The organism is Blautia sp. Marseille-P2398 (assembly GCF_964240315.1).
In the GTDB taxonomy this organism is placed as follows: Bacteria; Bacillota; Clostridia; order Lachnospirales; family Lachnospiraceae; genus Blautia_A; species Blautia_A wexlerae.
Map to the genome: position 1 here is coordinate 89,629 of NZ_CAXSTD010000005.1, position 23,655 is coordinate 113,283.

Genomic DNA, 23,655 nt, shown 5'->3' on the forward strand with positions numbered 1-23,655 from the left:
TATTCAGTAGTCTGCTATCCCGCGAGGTGTTTTGGCACGTAAGTACCAAAATCCCGAGACATACAAGCCAAAATGCCATCACCGCAGGTGATTTTTAATGCATTTTGGCTCGTAACTGTGAAGGTACTGAACAGTTACGATAATTTTACATCATTAACGTGAAAAATGAAATATAATATTTCATCAGAATGATATAAATTTATCTGTTATGTTACTGTTCACACGCCGCTATCCCGCGAGGTGTTTTGGCATGAACATGCCAAAATCCCGAGACATACAGCGCAAATTTATGCGATTAGCATAAATTCTGTGCATCGCGAAGCGTGTTACTGAGAACGGAGTGAACAGTAACTCTGTTATTGTAGATATATTAACTGAATCAGCTGAATAAGTTAAGTCTCCTGCCTCAATTGCAAAAAGCAACATACTCTGCAGAGACAATGGCTATTTACAAATATGACAATAACAGGTATCATTCTTTTATAAATACATTAATAAAAGAAGGTAGAAACAGAATGAGCGGACTGGAAAAGAAATTTGCTACGAAATCAAAAATCGTAAATTATATTATAAATAGAGAATCCACATCAAAAGTGGAAATATCCAAAGAACTGAATCTGAGTATGCCAACAGTTCTGTCTAATGTAAAAGATTTATTGGAAAAAGGTATCATAATAGAAACTGGAGAATATGAATCCACAGGAGGAAGAAAGGCTAAAAGTATTGGAATCAATCCATCCTATCGTTATGCAATGGGAATTGTGATCACTGCAAATCATCTGGGAATGGTGCTGGTAAATCTGAAGTATGAGATTGTGAAATCAGAGCGGATCCGTCTGAAATTTGTATCTGATATGTCATATTGCAGTCAGGTGGCAGATTTTGCGGCGAAATTTCTGGATCATATGAATGATGCAGAACAGAAAGAAAAGCTTCTGGGTGTTGGAATCTCTATTCCGGGAATCATTAATCAGGAGCAGAAACTGGTGATAAAATCCCACGCACTGAAACTTGAAAACTATAGTCTCAGTTTTCTGGAACAGGCATTTTCTGTCCCGGTTTATTTTTCAAATGATGCCAATGCGGCAATGATGGCAGAAGATATGAACATCTATCAGAATGCAATTTACCTTTCGTTGAATCAGACTCTTGGCGGTGCATTTTGCATAGGGGGAAATTTGTTTTCCGGAGAAAATCAGAAGGCCGGAGAATTTGGACATATGATACTTGTACCTCAGGGCCGCAAGTGTTATTGTGGAAAATCAGGTTGTGCAGATGCTTATTGCGCTGCAGGCGCACTTGTTGGTGAGTCAAAGGATTCTGTGGAACAGTTTATGCAGCTGCTTCAAAACAATGATGAAAAGGCAGAGAAAAAATGGGAAGAGTATCTTGATTATCTTGCAATTCTGATTTCAAATCTGCGCATGGCATATGATATGGATATCATTCTTGGAGGTGAAATGGGTGGATATCTCTCAGATTATATGATACCTCTTGGGGAAAAAGTAATGAAGTATAATGGATTTGATCATGATTTGAGATATCTGAAAAACTGTTCTTATAAGAAAGAAGCCTCAGCTGTAGGTGCAGCAAAGCATTTCCTGCAGGATTTTATCGGAAAGATATAGATTTGCCTATAATCTGCCGATATATCATAGTAAAAAAATATCTGAATACAAAAAGTACCCTGATTACAACAATGAAACGTTGTGATCAGGGTGTTTTTGTTGAGGGAATTCCGAAGACAATCAGAAGGATTGCTATAGTAAAATCTGCATAAAAACAAAATCTTTACTTTGTGCAACTGGTAGAAATGAGAAATATTCTTAAATATTTATTGACAAAGTTATATATTTGAATAATAATGTAATTACTTTAATAAAACATTTAATAAAAGATAGTAAATAACAAGAAGTTCAAAGTACATTCAACAAACAAGGAGGAAAATATTATGTTACAGCAGGTTATGACAAATCCAGGAGAAATCATTTTTAGAGAGGTTTCCATACCAGAGATTAAAGACAACCAGGTTTTGGTTAAGATTATGAATATCGGTATCTGTGGTTCTGATATCCATGTATATCACGGAAAACATCCTTTTACAAAATATCCGGTAACCCAGGGACATGAAGTATCAGGAGAAGTGGTAAAAACAGGTGATGCAGTAACAGAATTTCATGTGGGACAGAAAGTAACAATTGAGCCACAGGTATATTGTGGACATTGTTATCCATGCCGCCACGGAAAATATAATCTCTGCGAAGAGCTGAAAGTAATGGGATTCCAGACAACAGGAACTGCATCCGAGTATTTTGCAGTTGATGCATCAAAAGTAACACCGATACCGGAAGATATGTCTTATGAAGAGGGCGCAATGATCGAGCCTCTGGCAGTAGCTGTTCATGGTGTTAAACAGATGGGCGATGTAACAGGAATGAATATTGTGGTGATAGGAGCCGGTCCGATCGGAAATCTGGTGGCGCAGTCTGCAAAAGGGATGGGAGCAGCTAAAGTTATGATCACAGATGTCAGTGATCTTCGTCTGGAAAAAGCAAAAGAGTGTGGAATTGACGTATGTGTCAACACAAGGAATAAAAATTTCGGGGAAGCAATGGTAGAAGCCTTTGGACCGGATAAGGCAGATGTTATCTATGATTGTGCAGGAAATAATATTACAATGGGACAGGCGATCAAATATGCAAGAAAAGGAAGCGTGATTGTGCTGGTTGCAGTTTTTGCAGGAATGGCTGAGATCGATCTGGCAGTTGCAAATGATCATGAACTTGATATCAAGAGCACAATGATGTACAGACATGATGATTATGTAGACGGAATCAGACTGGTGAATGAAGGAAAAGTGCATTTAAGACCGCTGATTTCTAAGACATTTGCATTTAAAGATTATCTGAAAGCATACCAGTACATTGACGATAACCGTGAGACTACAATGAAAGTGATTATCAATGTGCAGGAAAAATAAAATACCCTGCTGATCATAAACATTATATAAGACAAAGATATAATAAAAAAGATTGCTGTAGAGAAGACATGAGTAAACAGAAAGACGGAGGATGACAGCAGACAGGAGGAATTATGGAGAGTAAAAACGAAAATGTAAAAGTTCCGTTGATCAGTAAAATCGCATATGGATTTGGCGACGTAGGATGTAATTTCAGCTGGATGTTCGTCAGTAATTTTCTCATGATTTTTTACACAGACGTATTCGGAATCAGTATGGCAGCAGTCTCTGCTCTGATGCTGTTTTCGAGATTTTGGGATGCGATCAATGATCCGATCGTGGGTGGACTGACAGATAAAACCAAAACAAAATGGGGACGTTATCGTCCATGGCTTCTCATTGCAGCTCCGATCACGGCCGTGCTTCTGATTATGACATTCTGGGCACATCCGGACTGGTCGGACAGATCAAAGGTTATTTATATGGTAATTACATACTGTCTGCTGGTACTTGGATATACCTGTGTAAATATCCCGTATGGAACCCTTTGTGGAGCAATGACACAGGATATCGATGAACGTGCAAAGATTAATACATCACGTTCAGTATCTGCAATGGTTGCAATTGGAATTATCAATATCATTACAGTTCCACTGATTGGAAAACTTGGCAGTCAAAGTGCTAAAACCGGATACCTGCTGGTAGCAATCATATACGGATGTATTTTTGCAGCCTGTCATTTCTTCTGTTTTGCAAAAACAAAAGAGCAGGTGATCATGCCGGAAAAAGAAAAAATATCCATAAAAGTGCAGTTAAGAGCGGTGATGCAGAACCGCCCATATATTCTGGCATTAATCGGACAGGTGTTATTCGGATTTACACTTTATGGAAGAAATGCAGATGTTTTATACTATTTCACTTATGTAGAGGGAAATGCATCCTACTATACTACATATTCCATGTGCATTATCATTCCATCCATTATCGGTGCTGCATGTTTTCAGCCTGTATTCCGCAAACTGAACAATAAAGGAAGAACTGCATCCATTTTTGCTCTCCTCACTGGAATTTCCATGCTCTGTATGTTCTTCTTTAATGTAAAAGAAACACCGGCAGCGTTCTATACACTTGCAGGAATTACACAGTTCTTTTTCTCTGGATTTAACACTGCAATCTATGCGATCATTCCCGACTGCGTAGAATACGGAGAGTGGAAAACGGGCTTAAGGAATGATGGTTTTCAATATGCATTTGTGTCACTGGGAAATAAAATTGGCATGGCAATAGGAACTGCGCTTCTTGCAGCACTTCTTGGAAAATATGGATATGTGGCAAATCAGGTACAGAATCCGGCTGTCCTCAGTATTATGAGACATTCCTTTACTACAATTCCGGGAGTTTTATGGATAGTGACAGCAATTGTACTGTTTTTCTATCGCCTGAATAAAAAACGTTACAATGAAATTGTAGAAGACCTGAAAAAAAACCGGGTAAAATAAAGAGTGTCGTGAAGTGAATTGCGAATATTAACAGAGTCTCCTTGAGCAGCATTAAAAAATCTGCTTAAGGAGATTTTTATGTCTGGTGTTTTTGTGGTTGCATTTTTGTTTTATATGGGTATAATGGTGAGATAAGTCTGCAGATGAAAGGAAGACAATGCTGACAATATAACGAAGGAGCGGAGTATTATGCTGAAAAGATTCACCAGATATGTAACCCAGAGTGTTGCCGGAATGATCGGGATTTCTGTTTATGTTCTGGCAGATACTTTCTTTATATCTGTATATTCCGGTGCTGACGGACTGGCAGTTCTCAATTTGATCCTGCCGGTTTATGGACTGATCTATGCGATTGGGGCTATGATCGGGATTGGTTCCGCTACCAGGTATGCCATAAGCAGGGCAAAAGGAAAAAATACAGAACATTATTTCGTACAGTCAGTAACCTGGAGCATACTGGCTGCAGTTCCATTTATGCTGATCGGAATCTTTATTCCGGACAAAGCATTGGCTTTGTTGGGTGCAGATGCCGGACTGATCGGACTTGGACGAAATTATGTGAGAATTATTCTGATCGCAACACCATTCTTCATGTCAAATTATACATTTACTGCATTTGCCAGAAACGATGGAGCGCCTTCTATTGCAATGATCGGTTCCATCAGTGGAAGTATCTTTAACATTATATTTGATTATATATTCATGTTCCCGGTCGGTCTGGGATTTTCCGGAGCAGGACTGGCTACTGCAATCTGTCCGATCGTAACAATGAGCGTCTGTACCATACACTACAGAAGCAGCAGAAATCATGTAGGATTCCATTGGAAAAAACCGTCATTCAGACACCTGATTTCCTGCTGTCAGCTAGGAGTTTCCGCATTCGTCGGTGAACTGTCTTCCGGTGTGATCGCCATTGTATTTAACTTTCTGATCCTGGGAATCGCGGGAAATATGGGTGTAGCAGCCTATGGAGTTGTGGCAAACCTTTCTATCGTGGCATTTGCAATTTTCAACGGTCTGGCTCAGGGAGCACAGCCCCTGATCAGTGAAAGCTACGGAAAAGGCCAGCCCACTCAGGTAAGAAAACTTCTGAAATGGAGCCTGCTCGTATGTCTTGCTGTAGAAGCACTGACCCAATTGATCATCTGGACTTCAACCGACACGCTGATCAGCATTTTCAACAGTGAAAACAATGTTCAGTTGTTGAATTATGCACATACAGGACTGCGTCTGTATTTCCTTGGATTTATAGTGGCAGGAATCAATATTGTACTGGTGGCATATTTCTCAGCAGTAGATGAACCGAAAATCGCGATTGTCGGATCATTCCTGAGAGGAATTGTTGCTATTGTTATCTGCGCAGTTATACTTGCGAAATTATTTGGATTAAATGGAATCTGGATCTCTTTGCTTGCAGCGGAGACAGTTACGTTTCTGACGATTCTGTTTCTGGCATATAAAGACAGAAGAAAAAGGATGGCAGTTGTCTGAACTTATAACAAGTAAAGCAGAGAGCGGGATTTGCTTGATTTGGTTAAAATTTAGGAATTGTCCGGATAAAATCAGGCTGTTCAATATCAAGTAGTCTGATTTTCCGCTCAATCCCTCCGGCATAACCGGTAAGACTTCCATCTGAACCAATAACTCTGTGGCAGGGGACGATCACAGAAACCCGGTTATGTCCAATTGCACCGCCAACTGCCTGGGCAGACATGGTTTTCAGTCCACGTTTATCAGCTATTTTGCGGGCAATCTCGCCGTAAGTAACTGTCTGACCATAAGGGATCTCCAGTAAAATATCCCACACTTCTCTCTGAAAATCTGTTCCGATCAGATGAAGCTTCGGCAGGAAATCTGGCTTTTGCCCGCTGAAATAAATATCCAGCCAGCGCAGAGCATCTTTTAAAATATGGTTTTCCTTTTCTTCAAAAATATAATTCATATGTCCTGGAAATTCTCCAAAATACTTCTGTCCCTCAAACCAGACTCCTATAAGCCCTATATCATCAGCAGCCAGCAGTATTCTTCCAAGTGGAGACAGATAATAAGTTCTGTAAATCATAATATTTCACCCTCAACAGAAAAATAAATGACAGTAAAAAGTACTTAGCCTTTTATGGAATTGCTATAATTACAATTCATTATAAAATTTTCTTATATGAAAAGCAATATAATCTCAGTTTGTCTATCTTGGCATTGCCATAAATCAGGGAAGTCATCTGCTTCGAGTGAGAAAGGAATTCTTGTATAAACCTCCAAACTGATGTAAGATAAGGTTACTCAGTTTGGAGGTTTTATTTTTATGTTTAACGAAATAAAAGATTTCGCTGCGCCGGAACTGGATGTATATGCCAGAACATCTGAGGTGCAGCTTTTAAGATACTATGAACCAGAACCGGGAATTTTCATTGCAGAGAGCCCGAAAGTAATTGAACGAGCCCTGAAAGCAGGATATCAGCCAATCTCTTTTCTGGTGGAGCATAAAGATCTGGAAGGAGAGGCACAGGAAATCCTGAAACAATATCCGGATGTGCCGGTCTATACTGCGGAATATGAACTGTTGGTCAAGCTGACCGGATTTGCTCTTACTCGCGGAATGCTCTGCGCAATGCGCAGAAATCCACTGCCATCCGTAGAGGAAATCTGCAGAAATACCAGCCGCATAGCAGTTCTTGAAAATGTTGTAAATCCTACAAATATCGGAGCTATTTTTCGCTCAGCAGCAGCTCTCCATATGGATGCAGTACTTTTGACTGGCGGCTGCAGTGATCCGCTTTACCGTCGTGCAGCCAGAGTAAGTATGGGAACCGTATTCCAGATTCCCTGGACATATTTTGATAAAAAAACTGTATGGCCACAGGATGGAATGCAGACTCTGCAAAATCTGGGATTTAAAACAGCTGCAATGGCTCTGCGTGACGATTCTGTAGGAATTGATGACAAAGCACTCCGGTCAGAAGAAAAACTGGCAGTCATTCTCGGAACAGAAGGTGACGGCCTTGCATCACAGACCATCGCAGATTGCGATTATACAGTAAAGATACCAATGTCCCACGGAGTAGATTCGTTGAATGTAGCTGCGGCAAGTGCAGTGGCATTCTGGGAGCTGGGACACAGAGAGTGAAACTATTAAGAATGATAAAATAGAAAAAAAGGCGTGATAATCAATGAAAACAGATCCTTTCAGAGAATATCTTATACAGGCAGAGCCAGGCAGGCGTGAAAAGGGATATGCATGGAATACTGCCATTGGTTTACAGGCTGTTGATGGATTAAAGCCGTCGCAGTATCTGGTTGATACAGCTGTTCAGAATATTGAGGGAAAAATTACGATAGAAGAAGCTCAATATCTGGTAGATTCTTATTATGAGGAAAGACGAGAAAAGCCAAAGTCAGGAGACAGAACTGAAGAAGCGGATAAAGTTTCAGCCAGAATTGCAGCACTATTATCAGAAAATGCATTTAGTTTTACACCTACAGAATATCTGGCAATTCATAAGAAACTATTTACAGGAATTTATTCACATGCCGGAAAAATCAGGGATTATAACATTACAAAAAAAGAATGGGTATTAGATGGAGCTTCCGTTCTTTATGGAAGTGCATCAGAACTTAGAGAGACATTAGAATATGATTTTACGCAGGAAAAAAAGTACAGCTATAAGGGTTTATCTATAGAAGAAATGATACATCATCTGGCAGTTTTTGTGGCAAATCTGTGGCAGATACATGTGTTTGGCGAAGGAAATACCAGAACTACGGCAGTTTTTTTTATTAAATATCTCAGAACACTGGGATTTGATGCCACAAATGATATATTTGCAGAAAATGCCTGGTATTTTCGAAATGCCCTGGTTCGTGCAAACTATAATGACTTAAAGAATGGAATCCATGAGACAACTGAATATCTGGAAGTATTTTTGCGAAATTTATTGCTGAATGAAAAAAATCCTCTTCATAATCGCATGATGCACATCAATAAAGAATTTATAAATCTTCTAAATGAGAGTCTGAAAACAGAAGAAGCGAACATTGAAATGAAAAAAGTGAATATTAAGAGGGAAAAATCGAACATTGTAACAGAAAAAGTGAATATTGATGTGCATGACAGGTATTCAGATGAAATTCATGGTTTCCTGGAAAAAACAATAAACCATATTCAGAAAATGTATGATGCGTTAAGTGATAAAGTGGCATTTGGAAGAGAAGATGTACAACATGCTACTGGTCTGAAGCCTACACGCGCTTCTATGCTTATAAAAGAATTGGTTAAAAGGAAAATACTGGAGCCGGTTTCGGGATATGGAAAAGGAAAGTACAAATTTACAGGAATATCAGTTGAAAGACAGTACGGTAGTTGGACAGAACTTTTATAGTTACGGTAAATTAAAATATCTGTCAGGAAAGCAGGTGTGTGAAATGGGTGTGTATTTAAATCCCGGCAATGATAAATTTTATAAAGCAATCAATTCTGAGATTTATGTGGACAAAACAGAACTGATACAATATACCAATCGTGTTTTTAACACCATGCAGCAAAATGTCTGTGTAAGCAGACCAAGACGTTTCGGAAAGTCTATGACTGCAAATATGCTGGCTGCATATTACAGCAGAGGATGTCAGTCTGAAAAATTATTTGACGGACTTAAGATAAAAGAAGATTCATCTTTTTCAAAATATCTGAACAAATACAATGTTTTCTTTATAAATATGCAGGAATTCCTAAGCCGCAGTAAGACAGTAGAGAAAATGGTCCTGCGATTAAACCGGATTCTGATGCGTGACCTGAAACAGGAATATCCTGATGTGGACTATTTTGATGAAGAAGATCTTGCTGAAAGTATGCAGGATGTATATCAGCAGACAGGATGTCCGTTTGTGATTATTATAGATGAGTGGGATTGTATTTTCAGAGAATACAAGTCAGATAAAGAAGCACAGGAGCAGTATCTTGATTTTCTGCGGGATTTTCTTAAGGATAAATCTTATATTCATCTTGCTTATATGACAGGAATCCTGCCGGTAAAGAAATATGGAACACATTCTGCCCTGAATATGTTTGATGAATTTTCTATGATTTATGCAGGACCTCTGGCGAAGTTTGTGGGTTTTACAGAGACAGAAGTCAGAGAATTATGTGAGAAATATCATATGGATATGAGGGAAATCAGAGAATGGTATGACGGGTACAGGTTTGAAAACTGTGAGCCGGTTTATAATCCAAGGTCTGTGGTAAACGGCATGCTCTTTGGTTCTATCAGAAACTACTGGAATATGACAGAATCTTTTGAAGCACTGCAGACTTATATAGATATGAATTTTGAGGGGTTAAAGGATGATATTCTCTGTATGCTGGCAGGAGAGCATATTCCCGTTAATACCGGAAATTTTACAAATGATATGACGACATTCCGGGATGAGAATGATGTTTTGACCTTATTGATCCATCTGGGATATCTGACATATGATTCTACAGAACATTGTGTGTATATTCCTAATAATGAAATCCGGAATGAGTATGCAAATGCTGTTTCTGTATCAGACTGGGGTGAAGTGTCAAAAGCTTTAAAAAATTCGGCAGATGTCCTGAATGCAATCTGGAATCAGAATGAGCAGATGGTTGCACAGGGAATGCAAAGAGCACACTTTGAGACCTCGCATCTTCAGTATAATGATGAAAATGCATTAAGTTATACTATTTCACTGGCTCTGTATGCGGCTAGAAACTATTATAGCGTATATCGTGAACTGCCAACAGGAAAGGGATTTGCGGATATGGTCTTTATTCCGAGAAAAAAATTTCCTGATAAACCTGCTCTGGTAGTGGAATTAAAATGGGATAAAAGTGCCAAAGGAGCTATTTCTCAGATTAAACAGAAGCAATATTGTAAAAGTCTGGAGAAATATGCAGGAAATATTCTTTTGGCAGGGATTAACTATTCCAAAAAGGATAAAGAGCATCAGTGCATCATTGAGAAGATAGTGAAATAATAACATTATATATGATTTGCTGTAAATAGATGAAAAATATCAGAGAGTGTGTAGATTGGAAAATTTCTACACACTCTCTGATGTATTTATGATATAAAGTTAAATGATATAGGTTATTCGAAACGAGGAATTGTAATAACTTCTCCGTCTTTCATAGCAGATTCATGTGCACAGATTCCTGTACCTGTCCAGTAAGCACCCATGATGTCGTCAATAGCAGGTTTACGTTCTTCCAGAATGGAACGAATGAATTCATGTACAAGGTGTGGATGGGAACCACCGTGACCCCCACCCTGGGTAAAGGAGAGATGGGTGTTCTCATTGTTATATACTGTGTTGGTGGTGAAGGATGCGATTTCCTTCGGAAGAAGGTGTGCATAATCCGGGATCTGGATTCTTTTTTCCACAATCTCTGATCCACGACTGGATTTTTCGCTGTCTTCATCCAGAATGTCCACTTTCTCCAGTTCTCCTGTACGGGTAAAGAGAACAGGATCTTCATTAGCAAGCTGCTGCCATTCGAAGCTCTCGTTTTCACCGTATACTCGGAAGCATTCGGAATAGCTTCTGGCTACACCGTAGAGGAAACGTTCCATTTCAATAGTTACATCGCTATCCTGAAGAGAAATAAATGCGGATTCGAATGCAAACGGGCAGCCGTATTTGTCAGCCAGTTCTTTGCGGATTTTTCCGGAACCTCTTGCGTAAACCTTGTCTGGAAGATGGCCTGCGAGCATCAGACAAGGAGCAACTGCATGTGTCGGATGCATCAGTGGCGGGAAGCCTTCCCAGTATTCCGGCCATCCTTCCATATCCTGGTAATGTGCACAGGTCATGTACTGGAGGCGTCCAAGTTCGCCCTTCTTATAAAGCTCCTGGATATAGAGGAACTCTCTCTGGAAAATCGTTGTTTCCATAAACATATAATTTTTGCCGGAGGCCTTGCGGGCTGCAATGATGTCATTTAATTCCTGGATGCTCATTCCCATAGGAATTGTACAGCCACAATGTTTACCTGCATTTAAGACGCGTACAGAAAACGGAGCATGTGTTGCTGGCGGTGTTACAAGATGAACTGCATCAATTTCAGGAATATCCAGTACATCCTGCAGATCTGTGAAACAGCGTTCATCAGGAATGCTGTATCGTTCTTTTGCAATATTCAGAAGTTTCTCATTTTTATCTACGATATACACCTTATCAATATCAGGATGTTTACAGTAGATAGCAACGAATTCAAGCCCGAAGCTTAAGCCTACTAAAGCAACATTCAGTTTTTTCATGATGGAAAACCCTCCTTAAAAATAGTAGAAAAAATAGTAAAAAGTTAGTTAGGAATAAAATCCACAGGATGTCAGGAATCCTGCATCTGTCTTTTATGCTTGTGATTATACGTGATGAGAAGAGAAATGAGAATAAAGATAATTTAGATGTTTGACCCCAAAAAGATAAAAATAATACCAGTTCCGGAAAGCTCTACTTTTTTTAGAAAAGATGGAAAAAGAAAGAATAATATCGTTATTCAAAAATCAGGGATTTCATGTTTTAATAAGTGCATAGCAGAACAATCGATTGGAAAGCAGATCAGAAATACAGAGATATAAGAGAGAAGATGAGAAGATGAGAAGGAGGAACTATATAATGAAGAAAAGAGCATTAGCTGTTATGTTGGCAGGGGCTATGGTTTTGGGCGCACAGACAGGTGTGTGGGCTGCATCCGATACTTCAGATCAGAAAGAAGGAGAATTGACACTTCTGATGGTAAATGACTGGATCGATGAGACAGGAGCAAAAGGGGAAGAGCTTACGAAAGTGATCAAACAATATGAAGAAGAGAATCCAGGGGTGGAGATCACATTGCAGGGAGCTTCCCAGCAGGATATTAAGGAATCTTTCCAGACAGCAGCTCTGGCAGGAGGCGGAGCAGACATTGTAATGATGGACAATTCCGGACATGCCATTGACCTTGCAGCAATGGGACTTCTGTATCCACTGGAAGATATTACCACAGCCGATGAGCTTACTGCGCAGTATCAGGAAGGACCACTCAATTCCGGCAAATTTGAGGGTAAATATTATTCCGTGCCATGGTATATGGACTGTACGGGTCTCTATTATAATAAAGAACGTCTGGAGGAACTGGGAATCGATGTTCCTACAACATGGGAAGAACTTTCTGATGCAGTAGATAAAGCAAAAGAAGCCGGATATGGCGGTATTATTACTTATCAGAGTGCATATGCTTTTTATTCATTTTTCTATCAGAATGAATGCCCAGTCATTGATACAAGTGGAGATATCCCGCAGGTAGTGATCGACAATAAGGAGGGAAAAGAGGCATGGAATTATATTTGTGATCTGATCTCCAAAGGCGGTTTGGTAGAGTCTTTTAAAGAAGCAACTACATGGGACAAAGTATATGAAAGTTTTGCAAATGGAGAAGCAACCTTCCTGTTGGGCGGAGACTGGTGCTCCAGCGGAGTAGAAAATATTAATCCGGATTTGGATTACGGCATTGCTCCGATGGTAAAAGGAAAAACAGAAGCAACTGTACTGGGAGGATGGACCTGGAATATTAATACCAACTGCAAAAATCCGGAACTTGCTTATGACCTGATTCAGTATCTGAATTCAGAAAAAGGAGATTCTCTTCTTGGCGTAGAAGGAAAGATTTCAGCACGTAAAGACTTCGACTATGACAAAGCACTGGAAGGAAATGACAAACTGAAAGTCTTTACAGAGGAATTTCCGTATACAGAAGCAAGACCTGCTGTTATCAATGAGAAATCCATCGATGAACTGATCACCAATGCCATCCTGGAAGTAGACTACGGACAGTCATCAGCTGAAGATGCGCTGACTTCTCTTACCCAGAAGCTCAATGAAAACATTGCATCTAATTATCAGTAAAAATATCCGGGAAACAAACATGAAATAATAACAGAGGCGCTGGCGTGAAATGTCGGCAGCGCTTCTTCGTTGAGAAGGGAGGAAGATCATGTCCAAAATATGTAGAAAAGAAGGTCTGGAGCTGAGAAAAAATCTTCCGGGATATCTTCTGATGGCACCTGCAGTGATTGCGATTCTGGCGCTTTCCGTGTATCCTCTTTTCAGAGGTATTTATCTGAGTTTCTTAAATTATAACCTTGTACGCCCCAATGATCCTGCATTTAATACTTTTGCAGGTTTGCAGAATTATATTGATATTTTTAAAGATAAAGTGTTCATACAGTCTATTGGAAATACAGTAAAGTGGACAGTGATAAACCTTGTAGTGCAGCTTGTGGCAGCCATGCTTCTTGCGCTTGCACTGAACCAAAAGCTGAAAGGAAGATCCGTATACAGAACCTTGATCCTGGTTCCATGGGCAGTTCCTCACGCCATAGCAGCCATGACCTTTACTTTTTTATACAATGCAAATGTAGGTATCATTAATATCCTGGCAGTGAAACTGGGAATGATTACAGAATCTGTGTCCTGGCTTGGAAATGTGGGATCAGCGTTCTGGTGTGTGGTTCTGGTAGCAATCTGGAAGGGAATTCCTTTTCAGATGATCTTTATTCTGGCTGCACTGCAGGGAATTTCCGGGGATGTGTATGAGAGTGCGGAAATAGATGGTGCCAGTCGTTGGCAGTGTTTTTGGAAAATCACACTTCCGATCATTAAAGAGCCTCTGGCTATTTCAACCATTTTGAACCTGATCGGTATTGTGTCCTGTTTTAACACCATCTGGCTGATGACCAAAGGTGGACCGCTGTACAGCACAGAGATCATTTACACCTATGCATACAGAAGAGCATTTATTGACCATAATTTCGGAACTGCAGCAGCTGCATCCGTGGTATTGTTTGTATTCATGGCTGTTTTTTCCGGAGTTTATCTGAAGATGGTAAGTGAGAAAGAATGAATAGGGAGGAGGAAAATATATGCTTGCAAAACAACGAAATGAAGCCATAAGGCATGTGATCGCCTATGTGTTTACAATAGTCATGGTTTTCCTTGCAGTGACTCCGTTTATCTACGTGGTGCTGACTGCCCTGAAAACAAAAGAACAGATTTATGACCCATCCCAGATCATACCGACGCATATCACATTTGACAATTTCAGACATGTACTGTTTCAGTCGAATTTCGTAAGATATTTTATGAACAGTATTTTTATTACACTGGTCACAACACTGATCTGTATGATATTATCAGTAATGGCAGCATATGGACTTACCAGATATAAAATCGCAGGTGCCGGGAAGATCAAGATGGCGGTTCTTATGACAAGAATGTTTCCGGGAATCCTGTTGTGTATTCCTTACTATATTATTATGAAACAGTTGAACCTGATTGACAGTTATACAGGACTGATTCTGATGTACTGCTCCTTTACCCTGCCTTTTGCCATATGGAATACCTGTGCATTTTTTATTTCCATCCCATGGGAGCTGGAGGAAGCTGCCAGGATCGACGGATGCAGTAGGTTGACATCATTCTTTCATGTGATCATCCATGTGGCCAAACCGGGACTTTTTGTCACGGCCCTGTTCTGTTTCATGACATCTTGGGATGAATATATGTATGCGTCTATTTTTATTAATACAACTTCAAAGAAAACCATTCAGGTCGGTATGCAGGATTTCATAGGACAGTATTCTGTAGACTGGGGACTGCTGATGTCAGCGGTGGTGATCAGCCTGATACCGATCCTGATCTTCTTTGCACTGGTACAGAAGAATCTGGTACAAGGACTTTCTGCCGGTGCAGTGAAAGGATAAAACACAGATCAGATGTAGAAAGAGGAAATTTGCGTATGGGTTTCAAACGTAAAAATCCGGGTAACCAGAGCATAAGGAGGCAGCTCACATTTTATATGGGATTTTTTGTGGTGCTGCCGCTGTGCCTGGCTTTGATGCTTCTGAATTTCTATCTTCAGAAGGTTACCACGGAAAATAAGATTAACAATGAAACAAATCTGCTGTCCCAGATCAGAGACAATGCGGATCAGATGATCGAGGTGACAAATTATGCCACCAGTATGCTGATGACAAACAAAAATACGCTGAAGAACCTGCGGACTTTAGAACAAGACGGGGATTCCTACGAGATTTATCAGGCGAAAAGAGAACTTTCCAATGATATTTCGAATGTAGAGAGCTCCGTCTTAAATGCCGTTAACGGAAAAGTAGCCATTCTTACGAAAACAGGATATGTGATTGGTTCCTACGCATTAAGCAGGACAGAGACAGATTATGAGAAAGAACAGTGGTATCAGGAGGTTCTGAAGAATGGAAGAAAGACGACCTACAGTACCGGCATCGGGGAAATTTTTCAGGAAATGACCATATATGACAACGTACAGAAATATCTCTATATGGGACGTGAGATCCTGGATTATTCCGGCAAAAATCTGGGAGTTATGCTGATCCGCCTGTCTGAGACGAACATCTGGGGAAAACTGGCAGCAAGCAAGGTGACAGAGGAAGGCGGTGCCATTTATATCCTGGACAGAAACAATAATATACTGATGGGATATAATGAGAAATATCAGAAACAGCTGAAAGAGCTGGGAGAACAGGAGTCTGTAAAAGAGATTTCTGAGAAGGAGATCATTACCGGTAACCTGGAAGATGATTTCTACTATATAGCAGGTGAATTGGAAAATGCGTCCAATAAACTGGTCTATCTTGTGCCACGGGAAATTTTCCTGAAGGAAAACAGAAAGATTCTCCAGCATATTCTGGAAATGGTATTGCTGGTAATCGGATTCACGGTCTGTACTATGTTATATTTTTCCAGAAGGCTCGCCAGACCTCTGGTTGAAGTGGCACAGACTCTGGAAAAAGCTCCCAATGGAATGGCAGTTCTGGAGGAACCCAGAGGTTCTTTCAAGGAGATGAGCAAATTTGTATCCTGCTATAACCAGGCTGGGAAAAAGATCGAAGAGCTTCTGGAAAAAGTAGAAAGAGAGAGCAGATTAAAAGAAAAAGCCCATTATGAGATGCTCATGTCGCAGATTTCCCCTCATTTTATCTTTAACACGGTTAATTCCATAAGGATCATGGCCATAAAAGAAGGACAGGACCGTGCAGGGGGGAATGAAAACACGGAGAAAGCACTGGAAGCACTGGGAGATATTTTGCATGCAGTTTACAGTAACAAAAACGGCATGACTACTGTGGGACAGGAAACGGCACTTCTGAAAGCATATGTAGATATCATGCAGATGCGGTTTGGAAGTTCGTTTCAGTATTATAATGTAATTCCAACAGAACTATTCTATTATGAAATCCCTGCATTTACCATGCAGCCGATTGTAGAAAATGCGATTCTGCACGGAGTAAAAGGTGTGCCAGCAGGGCAGATTATAGTCTCTGCAATAGAGTATGAGAATGATTTTGTCATATCTGTATTCAATAATGGAAATTCTGCGGATAAAAAGAAGATTGAAGATCTTCTGAAGGGAGAGAAGAACCAGAGAGCTGTGACGGGGATCGGGCTTTACAATGTAAATTCCAGACTGAAGCTGTTGTACGGCGAATCTTATGGACTGATCTATAATGAAAAGGTCAGAAATGGTTTCGAAATATGGGTTCGTCTTCCAAAAAAAATTACAGAATCAGAAGAAAGGTGATAAAATAGGATAAAAAGATAGCAATTATTATCCGGATGAAGGGAAGAACATTCTATGAAAAAGGTATTGATCGTAGAGGATGAAATTCTGGCAAGACTTGGACTGCGTCAGCTTGTAGACTGGAAGAAACTGGATCTGGAACTGCTGCCGGATGCAACAGATGGAGAAGAAGCATTGGAAATGATCCGGAACAGCCGTCCGGATATCATTCTTCTTGATCTGAATATCCCCAGAGTCAGCGGGCTAGAAATTCTGGAATTTTTGAAGAAAGAAGAAATGCAAACCAGAGTAATCGTGGTAAGCTGCCAGGAAGAATTCGATGTTGTAAAGAAGGCAATGAAGTTGGGGGCGTATGATTATCTGCGAAAACTGAATCTGAGTTCTGATGAACTGGAAAGTATTCTGGAAAAGTGTCTGGGAGAAACAGAAGAAAGAAATAAGGTGCATATGCAGGGAATACGTGAGATCCGTTATGAAGAGATTATGAGAGACAGCAGAGATATTTTTGCAGGTACCTGTAATTATCAGACATTAATCTGTATACTGGCGAAAGATACAGAAGAGTTGTCCGGGGTTATGGAAATGATCCATAAATGGGCAGAAACCGAACTCAGGGAAGGTCTGCAGATTCAGAAGGGAAATCAGTATGGATATTTCCTGCTGAAAGAAAAACCGGAAAGATCTGTTTATATGGAATTAAAGAAAAGGGCAGAGCGGAAAACAGGCAGAGAACTGTACATGGGAATCTTTGAAGGTTGCATGGAAAAAACTGCGGATCTTGTTCGGGCTGCTGCGATGGCCGAGCAGATACAGCTTTTCAGTTATTATGATAAAGAAGAGAAACTGGTGTTTTTTCAGAAGAAGATTGAAACAGAAGGTCATAGTCCACGAGGAATGCATGGATATCTGGATTCCCTAAAAGAGAAGATTCGAAGTTTTGACAGAGAAAAAGTTGAACAGGAGCTGTATGGAATCTTCGGACTGATCCGACAGGAGCCTTATGTCAGTATCAATGTGCTGAGAAGAAATTTTATGGATATTTTGGGAATTTATTCCCTGGTTGCACAGTCATTGGACGGCGCACTGGAAGAAATAGAGTTGGATGGTGATAATTGTCATTATCAGAAAATCATGATGATGGAAAGCCTCAGGGAAATAGAAAAATGGTTTCTGAAATTTAATGATATTTTTATGGAAAAATTCTGGATTGCCTACAAATGCAGTAGATCTGAAATCCTGCAGAAAGTAGTAAAATATATAGAAGCGCATATCACGGAACCAATCCATCTGTCAGATGCAGCTGCTGAAACAGGAGTTTCCTCAGCTTATCTCAGCACCATGTTCAAAAAAGAAATCGGTTATAATTTCATAGAATATGTAAACCTCCGAAAAATAGAACTGGCCAGACAAATGCTTCAGGATGGAAAAATGGTCTATGAAGTCTCAGAACTTCTTGGATTCGAAAATAGCACTTATTTCTCCAGAGTGTTTAAACGCTATACAGATGTATCGCCGGATACTTATCGGAAACAAATGTAAACTGAATTCAGATAAATAAGTTGACAATTCTCCGCGCCTATGATATAAAAAGAAAGTCAAAACCAATCATCAACAGGGAAAGAGGAGAGTCTTATTATGAGTCAGTCATATGCAAAAAGCCCTGCTGCAGAGAGAAAATTTACAACCAGAGAAATGGTACTGGTTGGTATGTTTGCAGCAGTTCTTGCAGTAATATCACAGATTTCACTGCCAATGCCTACCGGTGTACCGATCACCATTCAGGTATTTGGTGTAGCACTTGTAGGCGCAGTACTTGGTTCCAGGCTTGGAACTACAGCAACACTGGTTTACGTTCTGTTAGGAGCCATCGGTCTTCCGATCTTTGCTAACTTCTCAGGCGGAATCAGCAGCATTGTGGGAGTTACCGGAGGATACATCTGGGCATGGCCAATCATGACCTGGCTCTGCGGAATCCGTCCGAAAACAGAGAACAAGACAAAGAATCTTGCAATCTCAATCGTATTCGCACTGATCGGACTTCTGATCGTTGAGACAATCGGTGGTCTGCAGTGGCACTTTGTAGGAGGCTCCATGAGCATCCCGGCAATCGCAGTATACTCCTTAACAGCATTTATTCCAAAGGATATTGTGATCACAGTTCTTGCAGTACTGATCGCAATTCCCATCAGAAAAGGAATCAACAATGCAGGAAACCGCTGATAAAAGTAACAGGTTAAAGAATAGCCTGCCGGAAGACAATCTGGTAAAGCAGGAAAACATAAAGATTCACGGAATCGGACTTGATAAAGCAGGACGGTGTACACACTATCACACACAGCTTGACATAGCTGCATTGCTTTGTGCGAAATGCAGGAAATATTACGCATGCTATTCTTGCCACGATGAACTGGAAGACCATTCATTTGTTGCAACAACACCGGAAGAAGTTTATCCTGTTTTATGCGGAAACTGTGGCAGGAAACTTACACTTCAGGAATACAAAAAAGGCAGCTGCCCTTACTGCCACGCAGGATTTAATCCAAAATGCAGTTTACATGAGAATATTTATTTCTGTTGCACTATGTAACGTGTTTTGAAAAACATTTCCGCAATCTGCACGCCCCACTTTGCAGTATATTTTGCAGAAAGCTTTTTCAAACACACTCTAATGTAGAGAATACAAAATAACAAAAAATTTTGTATTCTCTTTTTATTTGTAAAAAAATCTGATATACTGATTAGAGTTAGAGCAGACTAACTAAATCAAACAAATAACAAGAACCTATTTCTTTTATTTGCATACAAATAAAAACAGGAGGAATAAATTGATGGATATAAATGTATTTTATGGAAGTTTGATTCCTTTTCTTGGAACTTCTGCAGGAGCTGCCTGCGTATTTTTCATGAAGAAGAATCTGAATGAACAGATTCAAAGGGCACTTACCGGCTTTGCTGCAGGAGTTATGGTTGCAGCTTCCATATGGAGTCTGCTGATCCCGGCAATTGAACAGTCTTCCGGACTGGGGAAGCTTTCATTTGTACCGGCAGCAGTGGGATTTTGGATAGGGGTGCTTTTTTTGCTCTTGCTGGATCACATGATCCCGCATCTTCACCAGAACAGTGACAAGGCAGAAGGTCCGAAGAGCAAACTTCAGAGAACTACCATGCTGGTTCTTGCAGTAACTTTGCATAACATTCCGGAGGGAATGGCAGTAGGAGTCGTATATGCAGGCTATTTAACAGGTCACGCCCAGATCACTATAATGGGAGCCATGGCTCTTTCTATCGGGATTGCCATTCAAAACTTTCCCGAGGGAGCCATTATTTCTATGCCCCTGCGTTCTGAGGGAATGGGAAAAACCAAAGCCTTTGCAGGAGGAGTCCTGTCCGGGATTGTAGAACCTGTCGGTGCAGTCCTTACGATTCTTGCCGCCGGCCTCATTGTCCCGGCACTTCCATATCTTTTAAGTTTCGCTGCCGGAGCTATGCTCTATGTAGTAGTGGAAGAACTCATCCCCGAAATGTCTGCCGGAGAACATTCCAACATAGGAACCCTTTTCTTTGCCATAGGATTCTCTCTGATGATGATACTAGATGTAGCACTTGGATAAACAGATAATAATGCACTATGGACAGAATATGTAGAGAGTACTATAGTAAGCTGTATAGGATTATAGTGATCATCAAAATAATGCTTTATTTCTGAGAATCGCTATAGACAGAAATTAGAGGTGGCAGATTAATGAAAACAGCAGAAACTCCTGCAGGGATATTTACGATCAACAAAGTGAAAATTCCCTCAGCATACACATGTGCAGCAGAACAAAAAATAGAATATATCAGCGAAAATCATATGCAGATCATTACTATGGATCAGGCAGTATCATTTGGAGATCAGATATTGTCCCCCAGAATCTGTCAAAGCTGTATGAATCCTGAAAAAATTACAATCTATCCACTGGAAATAGAATACTTTGGGGAAAAAGTGTTTTTTATGGATCACTATAGTGTAAAAGAATGGAAAAAAGGCGATCCATTACCGGAAATCCATGAATGGTATCCGCATATAAAAAAAGCCAAATGCAATCCATGCAGAAACTGTGGAAGATGTTAAAATTGCACATATGTGCATTGAATGAAAATATGTTGAAAACCAGAATCTGAAATGCTATCATGCAATCGAAATCACAAGTAAATGAGTGTTAGAGTGTGTTTGAAAAATCATTCTCACAATCTGCACGCCCCACTTTGCGGTATATTTTGCCCGAATTCGGTTGCCGTAGCCCGCTACGACGCCCTCATCCGGACAAAATCTCCCACAAATTGTGACGCACATCTTGCGAAAAGCATTTTTCAAACGCGCTCTAGAGTAATACAAGGGAGATTGCATGATGAAAAAGTATGAGATTGGATTATATGAGAAAGCCATGAGAAATACATTATCATGGAGTGAAAAATTAAAATGTGCCAAAGAATGTGGATATGATTACATGGAAATGTGCATAGATGCCACAGATGAAAAAATCAATCGTATCTTCATGAATACAGCAGAAAAAAAAGAAATTATGGAAGCTGTATTTCAGGCGGGACTTCCGATTGGTTCCATGAGTGTAAGTGCTCTGACAAAATATGCGCTGGGCGATCCGGACGAAGAAATCCGAAAGAAAGCAATGCAGATTGCAGAGAAATCCATAGAGCTTGCTGTTGATCTGGGCGTGCGTACAGTTATGATTCCGGGATATGATATCTACTTTGGAGAATCCACAATAGAAACAAAGAAATACTTTCTGGAAAATGTAAAAAAGATTGCAGAAATCGCAGAACGCGAGGGAATTCTGGTAGGATTTGAAACCATGGAGAATAACTTCATGAACACTACCGGAAAAGCAGTCCAGTATGTAAACATGGTAGATTCCGCATATCTGAAAATCTACCCGGATGCAGGAAATATCACAAACGCAGCAGTAGAGAATCAACACGATGTATGCGAAGATCTCTCCTTGGGTAAGGGAAAACTGATCGCGCTCCATCTGAAAGAAACAAAACCGGGAATCTTCCGCGAAGTTCCTTTTCTCACAGGCCATGTACAGTTTGAAAAAATCATTAACACAGCATGGAGCCTGGGTGTCCGCCGCTACGTAACTGAATTATGGGACGTAGGAAAAGAGAACTGGAAAGAAGATATCTGTTTTGCAAATCAGAGTATGCGTACACTTCTGGACAGAGAAGCATAAATTAAGCAGTTGGAAACATAAACAAATAATAAAAGAGAAAGCGAAGAATGATAGATGTTCTTTTCTTTCTCTTTTTTGTTCACTGTAAATTACAAATGTTCAAACACTGAAAAAATGTAAATTGCACATTTGTGCAGATGGTGAAAATATGTTGAAATATAAAAATGCAGGTGATAATATACTCTCAACAAGAGAAAAACGTTATAATCAAAAGGAGAGAGATTCATGAGTAAGATTAGTGAAATGACAAGACAGAGCTGGATTGAAAGCACTTTCCCGGAATGGGGTACGTGGTTAGTAGAAGATATTGAGAACGAAGTAGTAGCGCCGGGAAATGTAGCAATGTGGTGGTTAGGATGTACAGGTGTATGGTTCAAGACACCGGCAGACACAAACATCACTATTGACCTCTGGTGCGGAAACGGAAAACGTACACACGGTGATGGAAAAATGAAAGTCGGACATCAGATGGCAAACATGTGTGGAGGAAGAGCCATGCAGCCAAACCTGAGAAACGTTCCATTTGTAATTGATCCATTTGCATTTAAGAAAGTAGATGCAGTTCTTGCCACACATTATCATCAGGATCATATGTCACCGGAGTGGGCGGCACATGTGATCAACAGTGGAATGACAACTACAGATGAAAACGGAAAAGAAATCCCGGTGCCATTTATCGGACCAAAGAAATCTGTAGAACTCTGGCAGAAATGGGGTGTTCCGGCAGACCGCTGCATCACAGTAAAACCTGGTGACGCCATTAAGATCAAAGACATCGAGATCGTGGCTCTGGATTCCTTTGACAGAACCTGTATCGTAACAACAGATTCCACAGGTCCGGACAGAGAAGAACTTACAGGTGTGTGCCCGACAGACATGGACGACAAAGCAGTCAACTATCTGGTAAAGACACCAGGCGGAAATATTTATCATTCCGGAGATTCACACTTCTCCATCTACTTTGCAAAACATGGAAAAGACTATGATATCGATGTAGCATTCGGTTCATTTGGAGAAAATCCCATCGGTATGCAGGATAAAATGACATCTATCGATATCCTTCGTATGGCAGAAAATCTGAAATGTAAAGTAGTAGTTCCAATCCACTGGGATGTATGGACAAACTTCCAGGCAGATTGCGATGAGATAAAGGTTCTGTATGATTTCAAGAAAGACAGAAATGAATATAAATTCCATCCATTCTTCTGGCAGGTAGGCGGCAAATACACATACCCGGCAGACAAGGACAAGATTTACTATCACCACAGAAGAGGATTTGAAGACTGCTTCGAAGCACCACAGAATATTCCGTTCCGTTCTTGCTTATAAAAACAGAATTGTCTGAAAACG

At 40.2% G+C, this 23,655-nt stretch carries 23 protein-coding genes; 19 read left to right on the top strand and 4 right to left on the bottom strand.

Going from position 1 to position 23,655, the window contains the following annotated elements; translation table 11 throughout:
- The first annotated feature begins 515 nt into the window (after positions 1-515).
- From ACESZG_RS07505 to ACESZG_RS07520, 4 genes are all read left to right on the top strand, one after another.
- The gene (locus ACESZG_RS07505) at positions 516-1,628 is read left to right on the top strand and encodes an ROK family transcriptional regulator (RefSeq protein WP_055152647.1); all 1,113 of its coding nucleotides are present in this window, start codon (positions 516-518) and stop codon (positions 1,626-1,628) included.
- Positions 1,629-1,951: 323 nt separating this feature from the next.
- Positions 1,952-2,980, top strand: a complete 1,029-nt coding sequence (locus tag ACESZG_RS07510) for a zinc-binding dehydrogenase (protein WP_368255434.1) — start codon at positions 1,952-1,954, stop codon at positions 2,978-2,980.
- A 113-nt stretch (positions 2,981-3,093) separates the two neighbouring features.
- Positions 3,094-4,458: an MFS transporter gene (locus ACESZG_RS07515; RefSeq protein WP_008706355.1), complete on the top strand. Its 1,365-nt coding sequence runs from the start codon at positions 3,094-3,096 to the stop codon at positions 4,456-4,458.
- A 189-nt stretch (positions 4,459-4,647) separates the two neighbouring features.
- A complete protein-coding gene (locus tag ACESZG_RS07520) occupies positions 4,648-5,949 on the top strand; it encodes an MATE family efflux transporter (protein WP_120062054.1) in 1,302 nt (433 codons plus the stop codon).
- A gap of 43 nt (positions 5,950-5,992) precedes the next feature.
- Here ACESZG_RS07520 and ACESZG_RS07525 read toward each other — a convergent pair whose 3' ends face one another.
- Complete coding sequence (locus ACESZG_RS07525; protein WP_373217880.1) at positions 5,993-6,520, bottom strand: methylated-DNA--[protein]-cysteine S-methyltransferase; 528 nt, start codon at positions 6,518-6,520, stop codon at positions 5,993-5,995.
- 240 nt (positions 6,521-6,760) lie between these two features.
- On the opposite strand from ACESZG_RS07525, the gene ACESZG_RS07530 reads away from it, so the two are divergent.
- The 3 genes from ACESZG_RS07530 to ACESZG_RS07540 are packed head-to-tail and all read left to right on the top strand — an operon-like array spanning position 6,761 to position 10,449.
- Positions 6,761-7,582: a TrmH family RNA methyltransferase gene (locus ACESZG_RS07530; protein ID WP_373217882.1), complete on the top strand. Its 822-nt coding sequence runs from the start codon at positions 6,761-6,763 to the stop codon at positions 7,580-7,582.
- Positions 7,583-7,625: 43 nt separating this feature from the next.
- Positions 7,626-8,834, top strand: coding sequence for a Fic family protein (locus tag ACESZG_RS07535; RefSeq protein ID WP_373217885.1), 1,209 nt, complete (start codon positions 7,626-7,628; stop codon positions 8,832-8,834).
- Positions 8,835-8,877: 43 nt separating this feature from the next.
- Entirely contained in the window at positions 8,878-10,449 is a 1,572-nt protein-coding gene (locus ACESZG_RS07540) for an AAA family ATPase (protein WP_195999075.1), read from the top strand.
- 113 nt (positions 10,450-10,562) lie between these two features.
- On the opposite strand, the gene ACESZG_RS07545 is transcribed toward ACESZG_RS07540, so the two are convergent.
- Positions 10,563-11,732: a Gfo/Idh/MocA family protein gene (locus ACESZG_RS07545; RefSeq protein ID WP_373217887.1), complete on the bottom strand. Its 1,170-nt coding sequence runs from the start codon at positions 11,730-11,732 to the stop codon at positions 10,563-10,565.
- A 358-nt stretch (positions 11,733-12,090) separates the two neighbouring features.
- On the opposite strand from ACESZG_RS07545, the gene ACESZG_RS07550 reads away from it, so the two are divergent.
- The 7 genes from ACESZG_RS07550 to ACESZG_RS07580 all read left to right on the top strand — a co-directional run bounded on the left by ACESZG_RS07550 (position 12,091) and on the right by ACESZG_RS07580 (position 19,658).
- On the top strand, positions 12,091-13,359 hold the full coding sequence (locus tag ACESZG_RS07550; protein ID WP_020993637.1) for an ABC transporter substrate-binding protein: 1,269 nt from the start codon (positions 12,091-12,093) through the stop codon (positions 13,357-13,359).
- An 88-nt stretch (positions 13,360-13,447) separates the two neighbouring features.
- Entirely contained in the window at positions 13,448-14,356 is a 909-nt protein-coding gene (locus ACESZG_RS07555) for a carbohydrate ABC transporter permease (protein WP_008706372.1), read from the top strand.
- A 19-nt stretch (positions 14,357-14,375) separates the two neighbouring features.
- Positions 14,376-15,215 (top strand): carbohydrate ABC transporter permease, encoded by an 840-nt coding sequence (locus ACESZG_RS07560; RefSeq protein WP_008706373.1) that lies wholly within the window; start codon positions 14,376-14,378, stop codon positions 15,213-15,215.
- 35 nt (positions 15,216-15,250) lie between these two features.
- Entirely contained in the window at positions 15,251-17,071 is a 1,821-nt protein-coding gene (locus tag ACESZG_RS07565) for a sensor histidine kinase (protein WP_008706374.1), read from the top strand.
- 54 nt (positions 17,072-17,125) lie between these two features.
- A complete protein-coding gene (locus tag ACESZG_RS07570; protein WP_008706375.1) occupies positions 17,126-18,610 on the top strand; it encodes a response regulator in 1,485 nt (494 codons plus the stop codon).
- Positions 18,611-18,706: 96 nt separating this feature from the next.
- Positions 18,707-19,291: a biotin transporter BioY gene (locus ACESZG_RS07575; protein WP_055058206.1), complete on the top strand. Its 585-nt coding sequence runs from the start codon at positions 18,707-18,709 to the stop codon at positions 19,289-19,291.
- A complete protein-coding gene (locus ACESZG_RS07580) occupies positions 19,275-19,658 on the top strand; it encodes a CHY zinc finger protein (protein ID WP_081018833.1) in 384 nt (127 codons plus the stop codon). The genes ACESZG_RS07575 and ACESZG_RS07580 overlap by 17 nt, the downstream gene beginning before the upstream one ends.
- Here ACESZG_RS07580 and ACESZG_RS07585 read toward each other — a convergent pair.
- The gene (locus ACESZG_RS07585; RefSeq protein ID WP_368208493.1) at positions 19,637-19,735 is read right to left on the bottom strand and encodes a DUF6783 domain-containing protein; all 99 of its coding nucleotides are present in this window, start codon (positions 19,733-19,735) and stop codon (positions 19,637-19,639) included. The two genes, ACESZG_RS07580 and ACESZG_RS07585, sit on opposite strands and share 22 nt — an antisense overlap.
- A 164-nt stretch (positions 19,736-19,899) precedes the next feature.
- Between ACESZG_RS07585 and ACESZG_RS07590 the strand changes: the two genes are divergently transcribed.
- Complete coding sequence (locus ACESZG_RS07590; RefSeq protein WP_373217890.1) at positions 19,900-20,682, top strand: ZIP family metal transporter; 783 nt, start codon at positions 19,900-19,902, stop codon at positions 20,680-20,682.
- Positions 20,683-20,813: 131 nt separating this feature from the next.
- A complete protein-coding gene (locus tag ACESZG_RS07595) occupies positions 20,814-21,185 on the top strand; it encodes a hypothetical protein (protein ID WP_025579331.1) in 372 nt (123 codons plus the stop codon).
- Between the two features lie 57 nt (positions 21,186-21,242).
- Here ACESZG_RS07595 and ACESZG_RS07600 read toward each other — a convergent pair whose 3' ends face one another.
- Positions 21,243-21,395, bottom strand: a complete 153-nt coding sequence (locus tag ACESZG_RS07600; protein WP_319017568.1) for a DUF6783 domain-containing protein — start codon at positions 21,393-21,395, stop codon at positions 21,243-21,245.
- Here ACESZG_RS07600 and ACESZG_RS07605 point away from each other — a divergent pair.
- The 3 genes from ACESZG_RS07605 to ulaG all read left to right on the top strand — a co-directional run bounded on the left by ACESZG_RS07605 (position 21,327) and on the right by ulaG (position 23,634).
- Positions 21,327-21,476 (top strand): DUF6783 domain-containing protein, encoded by a 150-nt coding sequence (locus ACESZG_RS07605; RefSeq protein WP_319017567.1) that lies wholly within the window; start codon positions 21,327-21,329, stop codon positions 21,474-21,476. The two genes, ACESZG_RS07600 and ACESZG_RS07605, sit on opposite strands and share 69 nt — an antisense overlap.
- On the top strand, positions 21,460-22,305 hold the full coding sequence (locus ACESZG_RS07610; RefSeq protein WP_044996529.1) for an L-ribulose-5-phosphate 3-epimerase: 846 nt from the start codon (positions 21,460-21,462) through the stop codon (positions 22,303-22,305). The genes ACESZG_RS07605 and ACESZG_RS07610 overlap by 17 nt, the downstream gene beginning before the upstream one ends.
- A gap of 225 nt (positions 22,306-22,530) precedes the next feature.
- Positions 22,531-23,634: an L-ascorbate 6-phosphate lactonase gene (gene ulaG, locus ACESZG_RS07615; RefSeq protein WP_025579333.1), complete on the top strand. Its 1,104-nt coding sequence runs from the start codon at positions 22,531-22,533 to the stop codon at positions 23,632-23,634.
- The last annotated feature ends 21 nt before the right edge of the window (positions 23,635-23,655 follow it).

Excerpts from the sequence above, each read along its gene's own strand:
- ACESZG_RS07505 (WP_055152647.1), top strand. The coding sequence starts at position 516 with ATGAGCGGACTGGAAAAGAAATTTGCTACGAAATCAAAAATCGTAAAT.
- ACESZG_RS07510 (WP_368255434.1), top strand. The coding sequence starts at position 1,952 with ATGTTACAGCAGGTTATGACAAATCCAGGAGAAATCATTTTTAGAGAG.
- ACESZG_RS07515 (WP_008706355.1), top strand. The coding sequence starts at position 3,094 with ATGGAGAGTAAAAACGAAAATGTAAAAGTTCCGTTGATCAGTAAAATC.
- ACESZG_RS07520 (WP_120062054.1), top strand. The coding sequence starts at position 4,648 with ATGCTGAAAAGATTCACCAGATATGTAACCCAGAGTGTTGCCGGAATG.
- ACESZG_RS07525 (WP_373217880.1), bottom strand. The coding sequence starts at position 6,520 with ATGATTTACAGAACTTATTATCTGTCTCCACTTGGAAGAATACTGCTG.
- ACESZG_RS07530 (WP_373217882.1), top strand. The coding sequence starts at position 6,761 with ATGTTTAACGAAATAAAAGATTTCGCTGCGCCGGAACTGGATGTATAT.
- ACESZG_RS07535 (WP_373217885.1), top strand. The coding sequence starts at position 7,626 with ATGAAAACAGATCCTTTCAGAGAATATCTTATACAGGCAGAGCCAGGC.
- ACESZG_RS07540 (WP_195999075.1), top strand. The coding sequence starts at position 8,878 with ATGGGTGTGTATTTAAATCCCGGCAATGATAAATTTTATAAAGCAATC.
- ACESZG_RS07545 (WP_373217887.1), bottom strand. The coding sequence starts at position 11,732 with ATGAAAAAACTGAATGTTGCTTTAGTAGGCTTAAGCTTCGGGCTTGAA.
- ACESZG_RS07550 (WP_020993637.1), top strand. The coding sequence starts at position 12,091 with ATGAAGAAAAGAGCATTAGCTGTTATGTTGGCAGGGGCTATGGTTTTG.
- ACESZG_RS07555 (WP_008706372.1), top strand. The coding sequence starts at position 13,448 with ATGTCCAAAATATGTAGAAAAGAAGGTCTGGAGCTGAGAAAAAATCTT.
- ACESZG_RS07560 (WP_008706373.1), top strand. The coding sequence starts at position 14,376 with ATGCTTGCAAAACAACGAAATGAAGCCATAAGGCATGTGATCGCCTAT.
- ACESZG_RS07565 (WP_008706374.1), top strand. The coding sequence starts at position 15,251 with ATGGGTTTCAAACGTAAAAATCCGGGTAACCAGAGCATAAGGAGGCAG.
- ACESZG_RS07570 (WP_008706375.1), top strand. The coding sequence starts at position 17,126 with ATGAAAAAGGTATTGATCGTAGAGGATGAAATTCTGGCAAGACTTGGA.
- ACESZG_RS07575 (WP_055058206.1), top strand. The coding sequence starts at position 18,707 with ATGAGTCAGTCATATGCAAAAAGCCCTGCTGCAGAGAGAAAATTTACA.
- ACESZG_RS07580 (WP_081018833.1), top strand. The coding sequence starts at position 19,275 with ATGCAGGAAACCGCTGATAAAAGTAACAGGTTAAAGAATAGCCTGCCG.
- ACESZG_RS07590 (WP_373217890.1), top strand. The coding sequence starts at position 19,900 with ATGGATATAAATGTATTTTATGGAAGTTTGATTCCTTTTCTTGGAACT.
- ACESZG_RS07595 (WP_025579331.1), top strand. The coding sequence starts at position 20,814 with ATGAAAACAGCAGAAACTCCTGCAGGGATATTTACGATCAACAAAGTG.
- ACESZG_RS07610 (WP_044996529.1), top strand. The coding sequence starts at position 21,460 with ATGATGAAAAAGTATGAGATTGGATTATATGAGAAAGCCATGAGAAAT.
- ulaG (WP_025579333.1), top strand. The coding sequence starts at position 22,531 with ATGAGTAAGATTAGTGAAATGACAAGACAGAGCTGGATTGAAAGCACT.